We start from the raw sequence: 18,795 nt of genomic DNA on the forward strand, positions 1-18,795 counted from the left end.
TGGGTCCGGCACAGGCGATCCGTTCTTCTCCGTCCCCAAGGGATCATTTAGCCACAAAAGCGGGCGATGGGCGCAAGCTGCTGCTCGCGAAAGACACGGTCGACAGCGGCACGGTATTCATCGACCTTTTTGGTCTTGCGTACGAGTTTGTGAACGGTCGCGGGATCGGCGAAGGCGCACTTGGCGTAGAACCACCACTCCTTCATGCGAAAGACCGCGTTACCGCCGATCTCTTCTGCATAGGCCGCAAACAGCGTGTCGTGGAAGCGCTGCAGTTCAGTTGCCGTGGCAGTAGGACCGCCCTTAACCATGCGAGCCAGCGCGGGGTTCGCAAGCAAGCCGCGCCCCAACATGACGTGACGCGTTCCGGGATAGGCCTCCACCAGCGCATCCATGTCCTCAAGATCAAAGATGTCGCCGTTATAGGCCACCGGAAACGGCGCCCGCTTCAGCGTCTCACCGTAAAACTCTTTGCGCGGCGAGCCCGTATAGCGGTCCTTTTGCACGCGCGGGTGCACAATCAGCTCTGCCAGCGGCATGCGGCAATACAGATCGAGCACGCGCTCGTATTCGTCGTCGTTCTCCAATCCCAGCCTGGTCTTGACCGACACCGGCAACGGCGAGCGTTCGCACACGTCGCTCAAGAACACCTCGAGCTCATCCAGATTGCGCAGAAAGCCCGAGCCCTTCCCCTTGGCGACAACCGTGCCCGAGGGGCAGCCAAGGTTGAGATTGACCTCGTGATAACCCATGTCGGCGAGCACCTGCGCCGCCCACACAAACTCATCCGCATTCTTGGACATCAGCTGAGGCACTACGTTAAGCCCCTGGTTATTGGCGGGATCGACCTCTTTAAACGCTTTGCCGCCAAAGCGGTTGCCTACCCGTGGCGGCGGCAAAAACGGCGTGTAATAACAATCGAGTGCGCCAAAACACTCCGCGTGCACGCGACGGAACACATGCCCGGTAATCCCCTCCATAGGGGCCAGCGATAAATACATCGACATCCATTCTCACATCAATGTGACAAAGGGACTGTCCCTTTGTCACATTTGCAAATCATCATTCGGCTGTTTATTTTGGCACACATACGTATCGGGCGGCATCATCGCGTGGGCACAGGAGCAGCCGCTCTAAACCAGGGCTGCCGTGGCACTTTTGCCGTATGACCATGCGCTCATCGATGGCGGGATTCTCTATACTGAGTCACATATGACGGCATCGCGCCACAACGACCGCCACGACACCAAGGACCCGCCATGGCAGCACTCTCCGAACAAGAACGCAAGCGCATCCAGCGATACTGCATCTGCCCCAAGGTTGCCGGCGCGGCGCTTGCCATGGCATTCGTGCTGCCCTTATCGATCATTCCTTTCGAAATGGTCGACGACATCGTCTTCCATCACGAAGGCTTCCAAGAGACAGGCATGATGACCGCCTTGGTGCTCACCGCCATCGAGCTCGTTATATTCTGCTACTGCGCTCTCGCCCCGCGCTTTGGCATGCGTGGCAAGCAGTGGAAGGAAATGCAGTACCGGCTCGCCGTCGAGCAGAGCGAGAAAGACCGCTCGGCACAGATCGCAGGCGTTGTTGGCACGCAGGCCGCCGCGCGCCTGCTCAGGAACAGTGACAACGAGACCGCGCGCAACCTGGGCGGCGCGGCAGAGGTCGCCGCTGCCGTAGGCGCCGTCGCCACCGCGGCAGATGTGCTTGCCGAGAGCTTCGCCAACGCAAAGGCCGCGGCAGAGGCCTGTGGCGTGCCTATCCCCCGTGCAAAAAAGTGGATCGTCGCGCTTGTGGCGCTGCCCCTCGCAATCGTGTGCGGCGCCTATATCCCGCAGCTGGCGCAGGGAAACATCGAGATGCAGGAGAACGCCGCGGCTGCAGCCGAGCAGATCGCCATCGCCCGCAAGGCGCTGGAACCCTCATGCGAGTACGTATCCGCCGATGACCCCTACGAGCGATACCAAGATTACGGCTATCACGTCCGAGGCTATCTGCACGACGGCGACTCCGATGCCCAAAAGACCTATACGTACCTGGATTTTGACAACAAGGGAACGCTCGCGGAAGTGAGCTACGCGGCAGAGGTCGACCCCGATGCGAACCTCGAGGACAATCTCGCCCGTATCGAGCTCGACCTTGACGAGCTTTCCTCTGTCGTCCAAACCATAGACGTCAAGACCGCAAGTCCCGAGCTCCTAGCACCGCAGAAGCTCCCTGAAGAGTTTAGGCAGGCTTTTTTGAACGGCTCGCTCTACGAGAGAATCTCTATCAGGACGAGCGACGGCCCCGTCAAAGCGTATTACTCGTTTGATACGGAACCCGAGGACGAGTTTGACGAGTATACCCATCCAGCCATCCGCATCACGCTGATGGGCAAAACAAGCTAGGCGCAGGAGAGAAATGTGACAAAGGGGCTGTCCCTTTGTCACATTATTCGGAGCGTAGGGCTTCTACGGGGTCTTTCTTAGATGCGCTGCGGGCCGGCAGTAGGCCGGCGACGACCGTCAGCAGCACCGATATCGCAATGAGTATCAACGCATCCTGCACGGGCAGGCTCATCAGGTTGGGGACCTGCTTGGCAGCAAGCGCCCAAGCATTAACAGGAAAGCTTACGAGCACCACGACGGTAACGGCAAAGACGCCGGCAATGAGACCCTCGATAAAGGTTTCGGCATTGAACACGTTGGCCACGTTGCGCTTCGACGCGCCGATCGCGCGCAGGATACCGATCTCCTTTTTGCGCTCCAGCACGCTGATGTAGGTGATGATGCCGATCATGATGGAGCTCACCACCAGACTGATGCTCACGAATGCGATGAGCACCAAGCTGATGGTGTTCACGATGTCGGTCACCGAGCCCATGATGATGCCCATGTAGTCGGTGTACGAGATGGCCTGTTCGTCGTGGCCGGCGGCTTTGACCTGCTTGTTGTACGCATCGATGTGTTCAAGCACGCGCTCCTTGGCCTCAAAGTCGCGCGGGAAAATCTTGACCGAGATGGGGTCGGCCTCGTCCGCATAGCCCAGTGTGGTCAGGTTGTTGTCGTAGGTGAGCTTCGACGCCTTGGCATAGCTCATCATGAGCGAACTCAGGTCCTCAGCGTCCATGTTAAAGTGGATAGCGCGAGCAAAGGCGTTCGCATCCACGCGCATGGCGCTCGCCAAGTTGGCAAAACTCGAAGACATCTGCGTCGCCATTTGGTCCATGAGCCCTGCCGCACCCGCCTTGAGCTGGGTTGATACCGTCGTCGCAATCTGCTCGCTGACCGCCTTCATCACCTGATCCATAGACTGCTGCAAATACGGAGCCAGCTGCTTTTGCACATAGTCGCCCATCACCTGCTGCAGACGCTCGGCCAGGGCATCGCCGCCGAGCGCCCTGAGCTGAGCCAGGTATTGCTGGGCTGCGACATCATTCTCAAGGTACGCTGAGAATGCGGCAGCGAGCTTTGACGCGTCCTTAAGATCTTCGGGCGACAGCGCCTTAAACTGATCAGAGCGCATAAAGCCCTCAAACAGCTGGTTGGCTAGCGCTCCCACCTGCTGCATTTGCTCGGGTGTGAGTTCCAGACCGTCAAAGATGCCCGAGAAATCCGGGACCGGCGCCTTGGCCATGATGTCGCTGAAATCGATGTCTCGCCCAACACCCGAAAGGTCAATGTCCAACCCGGACAAATCGAGACCAGAAAGGTCCATGCCACCTGCCGCGCCCGAGAGCGCAGACGTATCGAGTGAGAACGCGCTCTTCAGTGCCGCCTCGTCTACGCTGAACATACTGCCCAAATCCACGCCCTGCTTGGCTTCGCCCTGCAGCTCGTCGAAGCTTTTGCCCGTAAAGACATCCGTCTCGGGGTGGGCAAGCTGCTCCTGCACAATCTGCGAATCGGCAGCACGCTCCATAAGCTGGCGAGTCAGCGCATGCGTATAGACAATGCCCGGGGACAATGCGCTCGCGTTTGCCGTCTCGTTGGGTCGCACCACGCCCACAATGCGCACGTCAATACCGTCGGCAACCTTGGCTTTCATAAAGTCGGCGTCGCCAGACATGTCAGTCCACATGCCGGTCTCTTCGTTTTTGCGATAGGCATCGGCCGGCGACAACACCTTAAACGTCGTGGACAGTGCATCGTCGTAGGTAAAGTCGCTGCCGGTCTTGGGCGTCTTGACCTTGCCGTCGGCCGTCATGGCACTGTTAACCAGGTCGTTGAGCTCATCGATATCCAGCGCGCCGATACTGTAGAGCGTGTAGTCGCCCACTGTTCCGCGGCTCGAAAGCACCATCACGGCCTCGTTGGCAGACGTAGGCCAATGGCCGGCAACGACATCGTACTGGCTGTCGAGCAGACTCTGGTCGTTGATCATCTCGTTAAAGACCGAGGTTCCCATGGATTCCATGCTCACCGTTGCCGCCGAGCTCGCGCCTCCGCTCATGGCCTCGGTCATGGCGTTGGGCACCAGCCGGACAGGCTTCTCATCGCCCTTGCCGGCACGATAGACAACCGGCGTCACGCCGTAGCCGTACTGAATGGCGTTGACCTCTTTATCGATGCCGTCGCCACCGGCATCGAGCCATGCCTTAAAGCTCGTCATATCGTTAGATTTAACGCTCGCAAACATGTCCTTTACGGCCGTGACCACCGGGATCTTATCGGTCCCCTGAGCCTTGCCACCGGCGGCGCCATCGGACGAGCCCTCGCCCTTGGATACCTCCTCATCGGCAGCCCCATGCCCGCCCATCATGGACGACAGGTCGTAATCCTGCTTGGAAATGGTGAGTGGGTAGCTCGAGAGCGTGTCCTCCTCAACCTTTTTGATGTAGCCGTTTACGCCATTGGAGAGTGCCAGGATCGCCGCAATGCCGATAATGCCAATCGAGCCCGCAAAGGCAGTCATGGCCGTACGGCCCTTTTTGGTCATAAGGTTTCGGGCAGAAAGCCCCAGCGCCGTCACAAAGCTCATCGAGGTTTTGCGCGTAGGCTTGGCCTCGCGGCGCGCGGCCTTGGCAACATCAAAGGGGTCGGAATCGTCGGTGATCTTGCCGTCCGCCAGGTTGACGATGCGCGTGGCGTACTGGTACGCCAGCTCGGGATTGTGCGTGACCATAATGACCAGACGGTCGCGCGCAACGTCCTTGAGCAAATCCATGACCTGCACGGATGTCGTTGAGTCTAGGGCGCCGGTCGGCTCGTCTGCCAGCACGATCTCGGGGTCGTTAATCAGGGCGCGGGCGATGGCCACGCGCTGCATCTGCCCGCCCGAAAGCTGGCTCGGGCGCTTGTCAACGTGCTCGCCCAGACCGACTGCCTCGAGCGCCTTGCGCGCACGTTGGCGGCGCTCGGCATGCCCCACGCCCGTGAGCGTAAGCGCCAACTCCACGTTTTCCAAAATGCTCTGATGCGGAATGAGGTTATAGCTCTGGAACACAAAGCCGATGCGGTTGTTGCGGTAGGCATCCCAATCGCGATCGTTGAAGTCCTTGGTCGAGATGCCGTCGATCAGCAGATCGCCCGAATCGAAATGATCGAGTCCACCGATGACGTTGAGCATCGTAGTTTTACCCGAACCCGAGGGACCCAGAATGGCTACGAACTCGTTATCGCGAAAAGACAGGCTTACGCTGTCGAGCGCTACCTGCGTAAACGACTGCGTAACGTACCTTTTGCAAATATCTCTGAGATCCAGCATGGACGGCAACCTCTCTCGCGCGGGCGCGCTCGCCCGCTCCCCCGCCGTTCACGTTCGGCGCGTTTGTCCTACTCTATCCTCATTTTTGGCCGATACCAGTGAGGAATGTAACGAATCGCGCCAAAAAACGAACGGGACAGCACGCCGCATGGCGCACCATCCCGCATATAACATCCCCGATGCGACAAAGAGGCTGTCACTTTGTCACATTCCAATGCGCGCTACTTTTCGAGCCCGCACGGCATAACGTTAGCGCTGCCGCGGCGAGCCTCAGTCACGGCTGCAAAGAAGCGATAGCCGCCCGAGAAGTTAAAGCACTCAAAGCCATGCTGCGCCAAAATGCGGCAAGCAATGTAGCTGCGAATGCCGCTCTGGCAAATCACGTAAACCGGCTTGGCCCGGTCGAGCTCGCCCAGGCGATTGCGCAGATCATCGACGGGAATGTTTACGAAACCATCGATATGCCCGCGCTCATACTCCCCTTCCGTACGAACATCGAGCAGCTGCACGCTGCCATCGCGTGGCAAGTTGGGCTCATCCTCCCAATGCCACTGCGCCAGTATGCCGCGATTGAGGTTCTCGATCATAAAGCCCGCCATATTGACGGGATCCTTCGCCGATGAATACGGCGGCGCGTATGCTAGGTCCAAATCCTTAAGCCTATCGCCGCGCATGCCTGCCTGGATGGCAGTCGCCAGAACGTCGATACGCTTGTCCACACCATCGATGCCCACGATTTGCGCACCCAGCAGGCGCAATCCCTGCTTCTCGAAGACAACCTTCATGGTCATGGGCGTTGCACCCGGATAATAACCCGCATGCGAACCGGGCGACAGGACCACGCTGTCGCAGTCAATTCCCGCCGCGTGTGCCGCCTTTTCGGATAGTCCCGTGCTTGCCGCCGTCAAGTCGAATACCTTGATAACCGATGAGCCCAACGATCCGAGGTAGCAGCTGTCCATGCCGGCTATGACATCGGCGACGACACGCCCCTGCTTGTTGGCGGGGCCGGCGAGCGAAATGACCGCGTCCTCGCCGGTCACCTGATGCGTGACCTGCACGGCATCGCCCACGGCATACACGTCGGCAGCAGAGGTCTCCATGCGGTCGTTGACCACAATAGCCCCCTTGATGCCCAGTTCGAGCCCCGCCTCTTGCGCCAGATGGCTCTCAGGTGCCACGCCAATGGCAAGCAGCACCATATCGGCTCCGATAGGGTCATCGCCCGCAACATGGGTGACAACGCGGCCATCAACTTCCTCAAAACCTGTCACATCGGCCTTGAGGCGCAGATCGATACCGTGCTCACGCACCTCGGTATGCAAAAGGGTCGCCATGTCGTAATCCAGGTTGTTCATAAGCTGGACGGGACGCTGCAGAAGGGTCACCTGGAGCCCCAGCTCACACAGATTCTCCGCCGTCTCGACGCCAATGAAGCCACCGCCGATCACGACGGCACTGCTCGGTCGCCGCTCTCGAACATAGCTGTGAATACGCAGCGTGTCCTCAACGGTGCGTAGGCTAAAGATTTTATCCGAGTCGATGCCCGGCAACGCAGGGCGGATCGGCTTTGCACCCGGCGACAGGATGAGCTTGTCATACGTCTCGACAAATTCCTCGCCCGTCAGCATATTGCGAACCTCGACCGTATGCGAATCGGGATGGATGGCAAACACCTCGTGACTCGTCTTGACCGCAATGCGAAAGCGATCCCAAAAGCCCTTGGGAGACTGCAGCGTCAATGCGCTCTCTTCTTCTATCACGCCGCCAATGTAGTACGGAAGCCCACAGTTGGCATACGATACAAAACCCGTGCGCTCAAAGATGACAATTTGGGCCTGCTCGTCGAGTCTGCGCAAACGTGCCGCCGCCGATGCGCCGCCCGCGACGCCTCCAACGATAACCACCTTCATAGCTAACGCACCACCTTTCCCGTGTAGCCGCTTATGCCGCCGATATTCTTGACATTGCCATACCCAGAACGCTTAAGAAAACTCACAGCTTGGTTGCTTCGCGCACCGCTCAGGCAATGCACGAAAAGCTGCGTGCCCTTTCGACGTATACCCATGATGCTACCCCGAAGCAGAAAAAAGAGTCGCTGTTTCCAGCGACTCCCCTTCAGTTGTCTGTCCCACGGACTTACTGTTCGCTCTTCGCGAGTGCCTGATCGATCAGTTTGTTGAGCGCCTCGCGCTGCTCAGCAGAGTTGATACCGCCCATGATCGGCTCTCCCACGATGTTGCCGTTCTGGTCGATCACGTAGGTGGTCGGGAACGAGTACAGGTTGGAGGTGAACTTTCCGGCCTCGCTGTCCGACTTAAACCAGATGTTTTTATACGTCACGCCCTTCTTGGAAAGCACGTCCTTGGCATCGCCCACCTCGTCTTTGTTGCCATCGAGCGTAAAGGAATTAACGCCCACGACCTGGCCGCCCTTCTCGGCAAGCTCCTTGTTGAGCTTCTCCAGATCGCCCAGCTCTCCCACGCACGGCTTGCAGGTGGTAAACCAGAAGTTCATGACGGTGACCTTGTTCTTGGAGAACAGCTCGTCGCTGTTTACATCGTTGCCGTCCAAGTCCTTGCCCTTAAAGCTGGGGAACTTCGTCTCCCCGCTCTCGCCGTTGGTCATACCCGCGGTCGAGGCATCAACGCTCTCCCCCTCGCCGGGCGTGCTGCCACATCCGGGGAACTCCTTCTCCAGCGCCATGAGCTTGTCCTCGATCTCCTTGACCTGCTGCGCGCCGGCCTTAAGCGTCTTAAGCTCGTCAGCCGCAAACTGATCCTTGGCGCCCTCGATGGTATCGAGCAAGAAGTCACCGTAGTTCTTGCCGTCCTCAATCATGGGGGTGTCTTTGTTGGCCGCAAGGAACACCTTTTCCCATAGGGCGTTATCGCTCGCAAAGATCTCATTTTCCTTTTGCAGCAGCTGCTGATACAGCTCGGCCGCCTCCTCGGCACTTGACGGCTTTTGCGCTATGAGCTCGGCAATCTGCGCATCGCCGCTCGTAGCATCCTTCGCGTCGCCCTTGGGGGCAGAGCACGCCGCGAGAGTCAACGCCAGCACGGGCAGCATCAACAGAGCCGCAATTTTTGACAGTTTCATGGTTCCTCCGTTTATATCGAAACTTATATAGGTACCTATTTGTTTTCGCAGGCTTGCGTGGACTGCGCGGGTTTGTCGCCCGTCACACCCAGCCCATAGCGAAAGCTAATAGCATCGACGGGGCACGCGCCCACGCATTTGCCGCAACGAATGCACTCGGCATGGTTGGGCGTACGCGTAACGTCCACGTCCATTTGACACACCTTGGCGCACTTGCCGCACGAGACGCATTTGCACTGGTCAACCTGGATCCCCAGCAAAGACACCTTGTTCATGAGCGCATAAAATGCGCCGAGGGGGCAAATCCATTTACAGAAGGGGCGGTAGAACAGCACGCTCAGCACCGCAACCGCAATGAGGATCGCGAGCTTCCAGGAAAAGAGCTTTCCCAGCGCGGAGCGGATTCCCGTATTCATGATGGACAGCGGAATCGCGCCCTCGAGCACACCCTGCGGGCAGATGTACTTGCAAAAGAACGGGTCGCCCATACCCACATCGTTAACCACCAAGACGGGCAGCAGCACCACGGCAAACAGTAGCACGGCATACTTGATGTACGTGAGCGGCTTGAGCTTTTTCGTGGAGAGCTTTTTGCTGGGAATCTTATGCAGAAGCTCTTGCAGCCATCCAAACGGACACAAAAAGCCGCATACAAAACGTCCCAGTAGCACGCCGATTAGAATGAGCGTTCCGGTGACGTAATACGAAAAGCTGAACTTAGACGATCCCACCACCGACTGAAACGACCCGATGGGGCACGCACCCGAGGCCGCTGGACACGAGTAGCAGTTAAGCCCCGGCACGCAGACGGCTTTGCCGGCTCCCTGGTAGATACCGCCCTTGGCAAAGTTAGGCAGGTGCATATTGGTCGCAAGCGTCGCCGCCGCCTGAATCAATCCGCGGAATCTCGCCAAAAGATGCGATGCAGTGTTTTTTCTTTTATCCAATTCCGATACACTCCAAGCACAGCCTGATTGCCTTGGCCAGCACGGCATCTGCCTCGCCGCGCATAACGCCAAAGCACACCATGGCTACCCCAACGATCAGCAAAGCCACCTGCGCCACAGGCTTAATCGCTTTGAACAATCTGACCACTCCTTTCGTTTCGCGACCCATTGGACCATACCGACTATAAAATCCGTGTTAAGCGTGAATGACTATGCAAGGAGAACGTTATGCGCATCTTGGTCGTCGAGGACGAGCGGGCGCTGTGCGATGCGATCGCACGCAGCCTGCGCAACTTGGCCTATAGCGTCGACTGCTGCTACGACGGGCAGCAGGCCCTCGATCTACTCGATGTCGAGACCTTTGATCTTGTCGTGCTCGACCTCAATCTCCCCCATGTCGACGGCATGACCGTGCTCAGGCAACTCAGGACAACTGATTGTGAGACCAAGGTGCTTGTGCTCTCGGCACGTGGCGAGGTCTCCGACAAGGTAGCGGGGCTCGATGCGGGCGCCAACGACTACCTCACCAAGCCGTTCCATCTTGACGAGCTGGCGGCACGCATACGCAGTCTCACGCTCAGGCGCTTTACGCAAAACGACGTTGTTCTAACCTGTGGATTGTTGAGCTTTGACACCAAGGCGCGCCTCGCCTCCGTGGGCGGCGAGACCCTATCCCTCACGCGCAAGGAGACCGGCATCTTGGAATACCTGATGCTTAACCAGGGGCGGCCGGTGAGCCAGGAAGAGCTTATCGAGCATGTATGGGACAGCAGCGTCAACAGCTTTAGCAACGCGACCCGCGTGCATATCTCGTCGCTGCGAAAAAAGCTGCGCGGTGCGTTGGGGCACGACCCCATCCGCAACCGAATCGGCGAAGGCTACGTTATGGAGGACGGCAAATGAAGCGGCTGTCGCTGCAGTGGCGCATCACGTTGATGACGGCACTGCTGATATGTTCAACCTGCGTACTTATGAATTGCCTGGTTGGCTACTCCGGCATGCGCTACATGGACTCGATCGGCAATGAACTATCGGCGCACAGCAAGGTGGAGGCGGCCTCGCCCAGCTCATTTGACCCGACAAACAAAGAGCTCGACGACGCGCTGACCATCGTCGTGAACGACGCCCAAGAATCGTTTGGCGCGACGAGCTGGTATATAACTGCGGCGGTGACGCTGCTCGGCGGCGTGCTGGCCTACTTTGTAAGCGGGCGCGCACTGCGACCGCTGCGCTTCTTTGCGACGCAAGTCGAGAGCGTGCGGCCCGACAACCTCGCTGACACAAAAATCAGCGAGGACGTGCCCTCTGAACTCAGGCGCTGCAGCGCGTCGTTTAACGACATGATTGCCCGCCTTGACGAGGGATTTTCCGCACAAAGACAGTTTACGGGCAATGCGGCGCACGAGCTGCGCACGCCACTTGCGCTCATGCAGGCCCAGGTTGAGCTTTTTTGCGCCGAGCACCCCGACGCCGACGCCGATACAGCGAGCCTGCTCGGGCTGCTGCAGGAGCAGACCGAGCGGATGACGCACATGACAAAGACCCTGCTCGAGATGAGCGAGCTGCGCAGTGTCCCTTGCAACGATGCGATTGACCTGGCGCCGATGATCGAAGAAGTACTCACGGACCTGGCGCCCCTTGCCGAGCAAAAGGGCATCGCGCTCGCAAGTGAGGGCGACGCGCAAACGATCGGCAGCGATACGCTAATCTATCGGCTGCTGTTCAACTTGGCCGAAAACGCCATACGTTACAGCGCGCCCAACTCGACCGTGCAAATCAACGCCTGCGCCGAAGGCGACCGTGTGCTGCTACGCGTGCGCGACCAGGGGCCGGGCATTCCCGAGCAATACCAGACGAGCATCTTTCAGCCCTTCTTTCGCGTCGACAAATCGCGCAGCAGGGCATACGGCGGCGTGGGGCTGGGACTTGCGCTGGTCTGGGAGATTGCCGCGCTCCACGGCGGCTCCATCGAGGTCGAAGAGAGCTCGGAGCGCGGAACGACCATGCTCGTGACTCTTCCCACTCGCGCACTCGGCTCATTAAAATAACGAACGGGATGGCACGCCGCGTGGCGTACCATCCCGCACATAATATCGAGGATGTGACAAAGGGACTGTCCCTTTGTCACATCTGCTAGTTCTCGTCGCCTACCAGCTGAGTTAGCTTACTCCCACTCGACCGTGCCGACGGGCTTCGGCGTGAGGTCGTAGCAAACGCGGCAAATACCGGGGACCTCGGCGGTCACGCGAGCGGTAATGCGCTTGAGCAGCGCCCAGTCGAGCTCGGGCACCTCGGCAGTCATGACGTCGACGGTGTTGATGCAGCGAATAATGCAGGGCCAGTCGTAGGCGCGCTTGCCCTCGCGCACACCGGTAGCGCGGAAATCGGGCACTACGGCAAAGTACTGCCAGATGGTCAGGCCGGCCTTGTCGATCTCTTCGCGCACGATGGCATCGGCCTCGCGCAGCGCCTCAAGACGGTCGCGGGTGATGGCGCCAAGGCAGCGGACGCCCAAGCCAGGACCGGGGAACGGCTGACGCTCAACCATGTTCTCGGGCAGGCCGAGCTCGCGGCCCACGACGCGCACCTCGTCCTTGTACAGCAGCTTGACGGGCTCGCAGAGCTCAAACTGCAGGTCATCGGGCAGGCCGCCCACGTTGTGGTGAGCCTTCACGCCATCCTGGGACTCCAGGATGTCGGGATAGATGGTGCCCTGGGCGAGGAAGCTAACCTCGTCGCCAACCTTGCGGGCCTCCTCCTCGAACACGCGAATGAACTCGGCGCCGATAATCTTACGCTTGGCCTCGGGCTCCTCGACGTCCACGAGCTTATCCAGGAAGCGATCAGTCGCGTCAACATAGACCAGGTTGGCGTCCATCTGGTTCTTGAAGACGTCGACGACCTGCTCGCTCTCGCCCTTGCGCATCAGGCCGTGGTTCACGTGCACGCAGATGAGTTGCTTGCCGATGGCCTTGATGAGCAGGGCCGCGACAACGGAGCTGTCAACGCCGCCCGAAAGGGCCAGCAGGACCTTCTTGTCGCCGATCTGCTCGCGGATTGCAGCGACCTGCTCTTCGATGAACGCCTGGGCAAGTTCGGGAGTGGTGATACGCACCATGTCGTCGGGACGCTTGTTGGGATCCATGCAGAGCTCCTTTTCGGTTCGATGGGAATGCGTTACACGTATGCAAACGCACCGTCACATGACCTCATTATATGCAGAACGAGATGCGTTTCCCATCGCTGCGACAGAGCTTTTTACAGGGGTGGTATTTTTTCCTAATGTCGAGGTCAGCTAGGCTTCGGTAGCCACCTTGGGAGCATCGCCAATAGACTCTTCCTTTATACGTTCGGCACAATCGTAGGCGATACCCACAAATTCAAGTCCCGAGCAACAGGAGTACAATTGCTGCTATTGTTGCCAGCTGTTGGGAGATGGAAGATGGACTGCGATGGCTACCCATGCGTTCCCATGCCGTTGATGTGCACTGCCTTTGTGCCGGGGCAGATGGACGCTGCGGTTGCAGGCATTTCCGACCCCGATTCGCGCGCCATTGCCACGGCAGAAGCGCTGTACTTTCGCGGACAGGCCACCCTTGCTGCCAAGACGGCGCGCCCCTATCTTGACGCCACCGATCCCGCACTGCGCTATTCCGCATGCTTTATCTGCGGATACGCCAGTCTGTCGCTCAACCGTATCGCCGACGCCCGCCGGTGCCTTGCGGGCATCCTCGATACGCCAACTGACGAGGAATCGCCCGCCGTCCACGCCACGCATATCCTGTTCGCCTCGGCCGCGAGCGTCCTGCTGCACTTGCCTTCCCCGTATTCTGCCGAAGAGTTTTATCCGCTTGCGGCGCATCTGCCCGAAGGCCTGCGCTTGTTCGCCAGCTACGTGATGGCGCATGCCCTGTACCTGCGCGGCGAATATGGCCGCAGTCTGGGCATGGCGGAAAACGCCCTAATTATGAAACAGGGAAGCTATCCCATCTCGGAACTGTTCCTGCACCTGGCAGCTTCCATGGCATACATGAGTATCAAAGACGTCGACGCCGCAAAAGCGCATTTTGGCGCCGCTTGGGACATTGCGCGCCCCGACGGCCTCATCGAGCTCATCGGCGAGCACCACGGCCTTTTACAGGGGCTCATCGAGGCGTGCCTAAAAACGCAATACCCTGACGATTTCGCGCGCATCATCGAGATCACGTACCGCTTCAGCTACGGCTGGCGGCGCATCCACAACCCCGATTCGGGCGAGGACGTTGCCGACGATTTAACGACCACAGAGTTCACCATGGCCATGCTCGCCTGCCGCGGATGGACCAACGCCGAAATCGCACGCCATATGGGAGTATCGCCGGGCACCGTCAAAAACCGCCTATCCGGCGTATACGCAAAGCTTGGCATCGGCACACGCGCCGAGCTGGTCGCGCATATGTTGCGTTAGCGACCGGGCCGCCAAGCGCATCGAACGCGTTCCGGAACCCGGCGCTTCGCTCGATCAATTTGGACATTTTGGCCATCGAACGGCACTACCGCCACGAAGCGCCTTCTCGCAAAATTGGATTATTTCCACCGATATTTGCGGGATGGGAGTCCAAGATGCTTGATCGCCGTTCGTTACTTGTTGCCGGAGCGTCCTCGCTAGCGAGCATTATGTTGCCTCGCATGCCGGGAAGCGAAAATGCCTTCCTGCTGCCGTTCGCGCCCACCGCGGCCTATGCCGACGAAGAAGGTCCCTTTAAGGTGCTCGTTCTCTCGCGCACCATGTTTGGTGTGGTCGTGGTCGACGTCGCCAACAAGAATGCGCCCATCGCAGGTGCCCAGGTCACGCTCACATCACGCTATGCCGCAGGCAAGCAGCTCACCGCCACGACCGACGACGAAGGCACGGCCATCTTTGAGGTCGCGCCGCTTTCGGAAGGCTACGTGGACGAGGCAACGCTCCTTGACGCGTACGACTTTAACGGCGGCATCTCCATTAGTATGGCGGGCTACCGTGATGTCGAGATTCCCCTTGCGCGCATTCAGGGCGGCACCGCCATAACCGCGCCCACGCGTCCGCTTTCCGACGGCGAGCCGTACTTCCGCCAGCTCACATTCGACGAATGGGACATCCAGTACGCTGAAGCCACGTTTATGGCATTGCCGAAAGACGACACGGCAAACGAGCAGCCCGATACGCACGCCTTTACCGTTCAGGCACATCTGCCACAGGGCGGACAGGCAACGCTGCGCATCAACAAAGTGACGTCTGCCGCGGGCAGCTCACCCGAAACCGTCACGCAGATCGGTCAGATCAAGGCCAGCGCATCGGGCGCGGATAATCTGGCGACGTTCACACTCGAAGACATGTTTCTCGACGCGGCATCGGGCCTTCTGGAAGAAGGGTGCAAACTGCGCTTTGTCCTCGACTATCAGGGCAAAACCTACACGCTTTCATCCCCTATGGCCGTTGTTACCGCGCCGGCCGCAAAGGCGGAATCGGGCTCGACCACCATCATTCCCACCACCATGGACCAAGAGATCACTCCGTTTGATTTCCCCGCGGCGTTTCCCGGCATCGGCGGCAATAAGTTCACGTGCTGGATACCCACATTTCCGATCCTCTTCGATTTCTCGTTTGCTGGATACGTGCTGTTTGGCGGAGGATACAAACCAGCCAGCTATATGAACGATTCGGGCAATCCTGATCCGGAATACTGGAAGAAATCACCGCGCGAGTCGGGTGCCAAGCAGGCAAACCGCTACCTCGACGAGATGGAGGGGAAGTGGAATCAGTACAAGAGCATGAGTGCCGGTTCGGGCACCGACCCAAGAAACACCAAGCTCCTTCGCCACCATTGCACGCTGCTGTTCACAATGGATATCGCCACACAGCTGTACGGCTCGCTCGCCTACGATTGGGTGGGCAAAACCTGGGGTGACAACAACGACCCCGCATACGGCAATATTAAGGCCCTCTTCCAGGTAAGAACCGACCTCAACTGGACCGAACAGTTCACCTTGGGACCGGTGCCGTTTTTCCTAAACGTCAACCCCTGGGTGCTGGCAAAACTGGCGCTCGCGGTGGGCGCCCACACGCACGGTAGCGGCGCGGCGTTTTTTAAAAACATTTCGCTCGATTGGTCAAACACGTCGGGCTCGTTCACCATCCAGATCGGGCTTGCCGTCACTTTTGGCGCCGGCGTTGCAGGCGTCGCCTCGTCTGCCGTGCGCGGCGCCGCGTCCCTCACGTTGTTCATTGGGTACGAGAAGGCGGATGGACACCAGCTTCCGCGACTGCGCGTAGGTGCGGACGTCGATGTCGATGTGATACTCCAGTTCGTCATGTTCAAGTGGACCACCAAAGCTTGGTCGGGATCGTGGCCCACACTCCTCGATTCGTGGAATTTGTCGGTGAACAATGGCGATCAGTATGTGCTCCAGCGCTCTGAGCTGGCATTGGGTGGAAATACGCCTTATACGTTGGATGCCTGCTTCGGCACGCCCGGCAACGCCGAGACAGGTGGTGTGCCGCAATTTATCGCATCGGCCACCATCGTCACTAACGCCGAGCTGCTCGCACGCGCCGAGGTTAAGGCCACTGCCGTAAACGCCGCGCCTGTCGTGCGCGATTGGGATCAAGCGGTCACGCGCATTGAGCTCGAGGCGGATGCAGAAAGCGACGACACGGGACAGATCGAGCATTTCGTCCATGCACTGATAGAGAACGACGAAAACGCCGCGCCAATGTATAAGTACACCTATATCGGGCAGGCGACGAACGCCGTTGCGGACCCCAACGCCAATTCTGCCGGCGTGTCGGAGGACGAGCGTGGCGGCATAAAACCCTCGAGCGACAACGTGCTGTTTTCCGGCGTGCTCAGCGAAGCCCACATGAAGCTGGCAATGATTGCCGGCGTAGAATGCCTGTTCCGTATCGCCTCGGTGTGCTACGGCGACAATGGCCGCTCGCGCCTGGTGGTGCACACAAGGGCAAACGGCACGTGGTCCGCCCCCACGCCCGTGGACTTCCCCCTTGGGTTTGGCGAGGGCGACGTGGAGCGCGACGGCATATACGATTACGACTTCGACGTGGTGGAATATACGGACGAGAGGGGAAACCAGGACGCCTACGTGCTGCTGGTCTCGGGCGAGCGCCCCGACGGCGACAACACCCTTTTCGATACGGCAAGCACAGCCGGCATACTGTCCGTCGTGCGCCTGCGCATAAGTAATGACGAGACCCGCGTGGTGTCGCATACGTCATGGCGCAGCATCTCGCGCGGCCGCCTGCAAGAGGATGGCTACCATTGCCTGCAGTGCCCGCGTATCACGGTGGGCAAGACGCTGGTCGACGGGCGCCTGTCGGGTGCCTACCTCCACCGCCGCGGAACCACCGCAGAAAAGGCACTCGGCAGCGAGGCTGAGGTTGCGCTGGAGTGCTTTACCCTGTGGTCGGACGTTTCGGGCGACAGCCTGACGTTCCGCCAAGTTCTCCGCTTTCCGCAAGCACCGTCGAGTATCGAGCTGGGCGAGCCCGAAAATATCAACGGCAAAATGGTGGTGCCCGTTGCGTACGAGACCGCAGACGGTTGCGGCTGCGCATCGTACGCCGTGATCGGCCAGTCCATTGCGGGCTGGGGCGTTATGTCACCAGACGCCACGGTACCCCGTGCGGTGCCGTGGCCACAACATTCGGGCTTTTTGGCCACCGTCAACGAGCAACTGCAGCATATTACTTGGACGCGAGGCGCATCGGCATTTGCAACGCAGCCCGTGGGTGCCGCAGGCTGTGGCCCGGCATCGTTTAGCGTAAGCAACAACGGCAGGTGTGTACTCTATGTAGAGAACACCGACGGCAAGGTGGGACAAACCTACGACGAAGAAGGCAACCCGGTAGCAGTGATGGGCAAGCACTTCCGCATCTTCGCCAGCACCTTGGCAGGCGATCTTTTCACGGAGCCGTTCGTAATGTGCGAGCTGGACCATCCCGTCGATCAGATAACGACATTTTTGACGTCGGGAGGCATGCTCTCCGCGCTCGCCACGCACATTGTGAGTGCCGAGCAGAGCAAGGCAGAGCTGCACGGCATCGAAGTGCCTTTGGTGGCATGTGCCACTCCGACGGGCGCGGTCGCTACCTCGGGCGCGGTGGTGCCCGGAGCAGCAGGCGAATCCTTCATGGTCACGGTTCGAAACGACGGCAACACCTTGCTGACCGCCGGCACGATCGATCTGTACCGAGAGGGCTCCAGCCAGCCGTTCTCCAGCGCATCCATTGGATTCGGAGCGAACGCGCGCATGGCTTCGATCTACGATCCAGAGCTTGCCGAGGACGCTTCGGCCAACGACATGGCACACGTGAAGCACGCGCTCGAGGCGCTGGGCGCACGTTTTGCGACGCACCCGCTGGTTGCCGACAATGGAAACGCCGTGCTGGCACCAGGCTGCACGGCACAGTTCCGCATGAGCTTCGCCATCCCCGAAAGTTGGAGCGACGAAGTGGGCAAACGCGTAACGCTGTATGCGAAAGCGCGTGATCTGGTGGCGCTCGATCCCGTAACGCTCGGGGAAATTCGACCAGGCGCGAACTCGGCGCTGGGTGCCGTACTGCACGAGCTTCATGTGCCCGGCGCGGCATGCGAACGCTCAGAAGTTCAGGTCGGCGTATGCGATAGCGCGGATGCGACAGGACTTCACGACGCCCCGATGACGGCAGACGGCGATGGTGGCTCGAGTGGCGGCGGTACTGACAAGGGCGGCGGCTCCGGCGGAAGCAGCTCCGGCAGTGGCAAGGACCACGGCAATAACAAGCGCTCCGGGAAAGCGGGCGCGCTTGCGGGCACGGGCGATGTCAACGTCCCCCTTACAGCAGCCGCCGCAGCACTCGCCGCGGCAGGCGCCGGCCTCGTCGCCTACAGCGCCCGCCGCACGGCGGTCGAGACCGACACCGCCAATGAGGTCAATTTGGATAGGCCTCGCTAGCTCCTACTTACTTTTGTGAGAGACGCTGAATCGGCTCATCGAACATCAAAACCACCCCTAAAAGGGGTGGTTTGCTCTTAGGGTA

Annotated in this window: 12 protein-coding genes; 5 read left to right on the forward strand and 7 right to left on the reverse strand. The window is 59.4% G+C overall.

All coding sequences use genetic code 11. The features are described 5' to 3' along the window. Positions 1–47 precede the first annotated feature (47 nt). Positions 48–1,001 carry a tRNA-dihydrouridine synthase gene (locus DW151_RS00640; RefSeq protein WP_117799876.1) on the reverse strand — a complete coding sequence of 318 codons (954 nt, stop codon included), beginning with the start codon at positions 999–1,001 and terminating at the stop codon, positions 48–50. A 258-nt stretch (positions 1,002–1,259) separates the two neighbouring features. Here DW151_RS00640 and DW151_RS00645 point away from each other — a divergent pair, with 258 nt between their 5' ends. Next, positions 1,260–2,393 (forward strand): hypothetical protein, encoded by a 1,134-nt coding sequence (locus DW151_RS00645; RefSeq protein ID WP_117799875.1) that lies wholly within the window; start codon positions 1,260–1,262, stop codon positions 2,391–2,393. Positions 2,394–2,436: 43 nt separating this feature from the next. Here the strand turns inward: DW151_RS00645 and DW151_RS00650 are convergent, their stop codons facing one another. The 5 genes from DW151_RS00650 to DW151_RS00670 form a co-directional block, all read right to left on the reverse strand. After that, positions 2,437–5,691: an ABC transporter ATP-binding protein/permease gene (locus tag DW151_RS00650; RefSeq protein ID WP_118333984.1), complete on the reverse strand. Its 3,255-nt coding sequence runs from the start codon at positions 5,689–5,691 to the stop codon at positions 2,437–2,439. A 221-nt stretch (positions 5,692–5,912) separates the two neighbouring features. Beyond that, positions 5,913–7,604: an FAD-dependent oxidoreductase gene (locus DW151_RS00655; RefSeq protein WP_117743321.1), complete on the reverse strand. Its 1,692-nt coding sequence runs from the start codon at positions 7,602–7,604 to the stop codon at positions 5,913–5,915. A gap of 226 nt (positions 7,605–7,830) precedes the next feature. Continuing rightward, positions 7,831–8,793 carry a redoxin domain-containing protein gene (locus tag DW151_RS00660; RefSeq protein ID WP_118333986.1) on the reverse strand — a complete coding sequence of 321 codons (963 nt, stop codon included), beginning with the start codon at positions 8,791–8,793 and terminating at the stop codon, positions 7,831–7,833. A 35-nt stretch (positions 8,794–8,828) separates the two neighbouring features. Further along, positions 8,829–9,740 (reverse strand): 4Fe-4S binding protein, encoded by a 912-nt coding sequence (locus DW151_RS00665; protein WP_233543266.1) that lies wholly within the window; start codon positions 9,738–9,740, stop codon positions 8,829–8,831. Then, entirely contained in the window at positions 9,733–9,879 is a 147-nt protein-coding gene (locus DW151_RS00670) for a CD1871A family CXXC motif-containing protein (protein ID WP_197032205.1), read from the reverse strand. The genes DW151_RS00665 and DW151_RS00670 overlap by 8 nt, the downstream gene beginning before the upstream one ends. Before the next feature lie 89 nt (positions 9,880–9,968). On the opposite strand from DW151_RS00670, the gene DW151_RS00675 reads away from it, so the two are divergent. Further along, positions 9,969–10,643: a response regulator transcription factor gene (locus tag DW151_RS00675; protein WP_117645853.1), complete on the forward strand. Its 675-nt coding sequence runs from the start codon at positions 9,969–9,971 to the stop codon at positions 10,641–10,643. Further along, positions 10,640–11,788 carry a cell wall metabolism sensor histidine kinase WalK gene (locus tag DW151_RS00680; RefSeq protein ID WP_117645855.1) on the forward strand — a complete coding sequence of 383 codons (1,149 nt, stop codon included), beginning with the start codon at positions 10,640–10,642 and terminating at the stop codon, positions 11,786–11,788. The genes DW151_RS00675 and DW151_RS00680 overlap by 4 nt, the downstream gene beginning before the upstream one ends. A gap of 116 nt (positions 11,789–11,904) precedes the next feature. Here DW151_RS00680 and guaA read toward each other — a convergent pair whose 3' ends face one another. Then, positions 11,905–12,885: a glutamine-hydrolyzing GMP synthase gene (gene guaA, locus DW151_RS00685; protein WP_082435590.1), complete on the reverse strand. Its 981-nt coding sequence runs from the start codon at positions 12,883–12,885 to the stop codon at positions 11,905–11,907. A gap of 297 nt (positions 12,886–13,182) precedes the next feature. On the opposite strand from guaA, the gene DW151_RS10620 reads away from it, so the two are divergent. Continuing rightward, complete coding sequence (locus tag DW151_RS10620; protein WP_199407955.1) at positions 13,183–14,187, forward strand: helix-turn-helix transcriptional regulator; 1,005 nt, start codon at positions 13,183–13,185, stop codon at positions 14,185–14,187. A gap of 155 nt (positions 14,188–14,342) precedes the next feature. Further along, entirely contained in the window at positions 14,343–18,710 is a 4,368-nt protein-coding gene (locus DW151_RS00695; protein ID WP_118333989.1) for a carboxypeptidase-like regulatory domain-containing protein, read from the forward strand. Positions 18,711–18,795 lie beyond the last annotated feature (85 nt).

The sequence above is a fragment of the Collinsella sp. AM13-34 genome, from assembly GCF_003473055.1.
Taxonomy (GTDB): domain Bacteria; phylum Actinomycetota; class Coriobacteriia; order Coriobacteriales; family Coriobacteriaceae; genus Collinsella.